At 71.8% G+C, this 2941-nt stretch carries 3 protein-coding genes; all 3 read right to left on the bottom strand.

The features are described 5' to 3' along the window. Nucleotides 1–27: 27 nt before the first annotated feature. A complete protein-coding gene (locus IT293_13855) occupies nucleotides 28–1683 on the bottom strand; it encodes a phytase (GenBank protein ID MCC6765737.1) in 1656 nt (551 codons plus the stop codon). Continuing rightward, nucleotides 1680–2672 (bottom strand): hypothetical protein, encoded by a 993-nt coding sequence (locus IT293_13850; GenBank protein MCC6765736.1) that lies wholly within the window; start codon nucleotides 2670–2672, stop codon nucleotides 1680–1682. Before IT293_13850 ends, IT293_13855 begins: the two co-directional genes overlap by 4 nt. Further along, nucleotides 2672–2941, bottom strand: a 270-nt coding sequence (locus tag IT293_13845) for a hypothetical protein (protein ID MCC6765735.1), incomplete at its 5' end; no start/stop codon positions are given. The genes IT293_13845 and IT293_13850, both read right to left, overlap by 1 nt.

Below are 2941 nucleotides of genomic sequence, written 5' to 3'. Positions count from 1 at the left end.
GGACGCGAGCGAGCCCCGTCCACGCCGTCATGGACGCGTCGCCGCTTCGACCGTCGGCGCGTCCGCCACGGCGTCCACGAGCGCCGCATGCGCATCGCCGTCCGGCACCGGCGCCACCGCCTCGGTCCGCGCCCGCAGCGTCAGGACGAGCGTCGGCGGACTGTCCGCGGCCTCGCGGCTGCGATAGCGCACCCGGTTCTTGGAATTGGCGACGAGCAGGAAGTCGTAGCGACCCGCGCCGCGCACCACCTTGCTCACGTCGAGGTCCACGGGCTCGTCGCGCCGGACCCTGCCGATCATCGACACGACGGGGCCGACGGCGCCCGGTCGCTTGGCGAACGTGACGTCCTCCTCGGTCCACTTGTCGGTGGTCCGGAAGAGGCGGCCGCCGCCGTCGCTGTCGGCGCCCTTGCGGGGATCGACGGTGAGGCGCAGGCGCGCGCCGAGAACCTCGACCCCCGCGAGCTCGGGCACCTCGAAGCGCAGGAGCGTCTCCATGATCTGCCCGGGCTTGCGTTCGACTTCGAGCGTGGCCGCCTTGCCGAAGTTCGTGAGCGGCGCCTCGTGCGTCACGAACGCGTCGGCAGTCGCCACCACCCGCCGCGCGCACGGCGCCGTCGTGCAGTCGGGCGCCCCGCCGCCCGGACACCGCTCGAGGCCCATGACCGCGGCGACCTGGTCCCAACCGACGACGTCCATCTCGTCCCGCGGCGTCGAGCCGCACCCGTCGCACACCGCGAGCAGCCCGCTCGCGTAGCCCGGGAGCGGCGTCTGCAGGAGCGCGATCCCGTCGGTCGCCCGCGTCGCGGCGCCCGCGGCGTTGCGCAGCCGGAACGTTCCGAGGTGCGTCAGGCTCTCGCGCTCGAAGACCTCGATCTCGGTCGCCGACCGGTTCTGGTCGGCGGCGAGCAGGTATCCGCCCGCTCCGCAGGCGTAGATGCCGAGCCCCTCGGTGTCCGCGGAGAAGATGGCGCCACCGAACTCGCGGACGAGCGTTCCCTCCGGCGTGAACACGCCGATGCCGCGCGCCTCCTCCTTCTCGCCCCGCGCGACGAAGATCCGCTGATACCGGTCGTCGGCGAGGATCGGCTCGATGCCTTCTCCGAAACCGGTCGGGAAGGTGCGGACGGGGGCGCCGCCGTCGAGGTCGTAGACGTGCACCGACGCGTCGGCGCTGTCGGTGACGTACACGAGCGACTGCCCTTCGGGCGTGGAAAGGACGTCGATACCCTGGGGGCTCAGCATGTCGGTGCCGAAGCTTCCCACGAGCTCGAGGTCGGGCAGGTGGTGCATCGTCACCTCGGGCGCGCCCGCGTCGGTCGTGAGGAGCATGTCGCCCTCGACCGCGCAGTTGTTCGGACGCTTGAAGCCCGCGATCTCTCCGACCCGAGCCCCCGTCGCCGCCCGGAAGATCTCGACCACCCGCGAGTCCTTGGCGGTGACGAAGAGCAGGCTTCCCGCAGGATCGCGGGGATTCGTCCAGAAGCACGGAGCATCGATGTTGCGGCCCGCGCCGCGCGCCTCGAAGGCGAGCGGCCCCACGTCGAGCGCGCTGGCGGCGGGCTCCTCGGTCGAGCGTGACCAGAGCCCGGCCGCGACGACCAGGACGACGCAGATCACCAGGCCCGCGACGGCGAGCCCACGGACGCCGAGAGGAAACCCGGGAGATCGTCGGACGCTCATGTGACGCACAGCTCCTTTGCGATGGCGCGCACGCGCGCGCGATGGGCTGCGAAGCGCGGCTCGCCGAGATCGTGGGGAAAACGGCCGAGGGAGCGCCAGAAGAAGCCCGAGAGCCGGAGCTCGCGTCCCCCGGCATCGCGATACGACGTCCTCCGCAAGAGCTCCGCCCAGCGTGTCATGTTCTCGCCGTTCCGACCCCAGATGCGGAGCATCGAGTCGGCGCCGGTCACGTACTTGTGGTCGGCGTTGATCGACGTCTGGCCCCACACCGGCACGCCGGGCGTGCGGGCGGCGGCCCGGAGCGCGCGCGCGAGGTGCTCGACGTTCTCGGGGCGAAAGCGGCCGGCGCGCACCGGCTGCAAGGAGACGAAGAGCACGTCGGTCTCACGCTCGCCGCCGAGACCGTATTCGTCGACGAAGCGGCGCTCCGGGTTCTCCCGATCGAGAAGCGAGGCGTAGTACTGGATGACGGGCGTACGCGGAAAGTACTCCTTGGCGAGCCGGTACATCCAGACACGCCGCGCATGGTCGGCGTACTCCGTGACCTCGTGCGTGAGGCAGACGCCGTACACGCGCGGATGCTCGCCGAAGAGCGCGGCCCAATGCTCGAGACTGCTCCGCGCCCGTGTCTCGTCCCACCGCCCGTCCTTCTGCCAGTCTCGCCGCGCCATGAGCCCGCAACCCGGTACCGCCAGCATCCCGGGCGGGAGGAGGTCCAGCGTCTCGACCTTGCGGCCGGTCGCGACCACCATGTTCCCGCCGAGCTCGCGGACCTCGCGCAGCCGCGTTTCGAGCGGAACGCGCATCGTTCCGGCGAGGCTGCCGACCGAGTACGTTCCGTAGAACCGCATCGCCGGCTCGCACGATCGCACCGCCGGCCTGCGCGCCGGCTTGGCATCGACCGCCGCGGTCGTGCCCACGAGCAGCCAGAGGCCGAGGGCGGCGCCGACCGTGCGACAGGCCGAGGAGCTCGTCCCGCCGACGTGCATCACGGCCCTCCCGGAGGCGTGACGTCGAGCGCGAAGCTCCCGCGCGCCCCGTTGAAGCCGTCGACGACGATGAAGTACGTCGTGCCGGCGGTGACCGTGAGCGCGAGCCGCGAGCCGTGATAGGGATTGGGCTCGCCGGTGCCGCATCCGGTGGTGTCGTCGTTGCAGCCGACCTCCATGCCCGTAGCGCAATCGCCGCTCCGCACGTAGACGACGGTGTCGTAGAGCGTCCCGCTGCCGCAGGTGCCGATGACTGCGGTGCCGGAGGC

It is taken from the genome of Deltaproteobacteria bacterium, from assembly GCA_020848745.1.
Lineage (GTDB): Bacteria > Desulfobacterota > Binatia > UTPRO1 > UTPRO1 > UTPRO1.
Note: the sequence above shows the minus strand (reverse complement) of the source record. Positions and strands in the feature narration are given on the sequence as shown.

What these genes read in the sequence shown, in the direction of transcription:
- IT293_13855 (MCC6765737.1), bottom strand. Translation starts at nt 1,683, where the DNA reads ATGAGCGTCCGACGATCTCCCGGGTTTCCTCTCGGCGTCCGTGGGCTC.
- IT293_13850 (MCC6765736.1), bottom strand. Translation starts at nt 2,672, where the DNA reads ATGCACGTCGGCGGGACGAGCTCCTCGGCCTGTCGCACGGTCGGCGCC.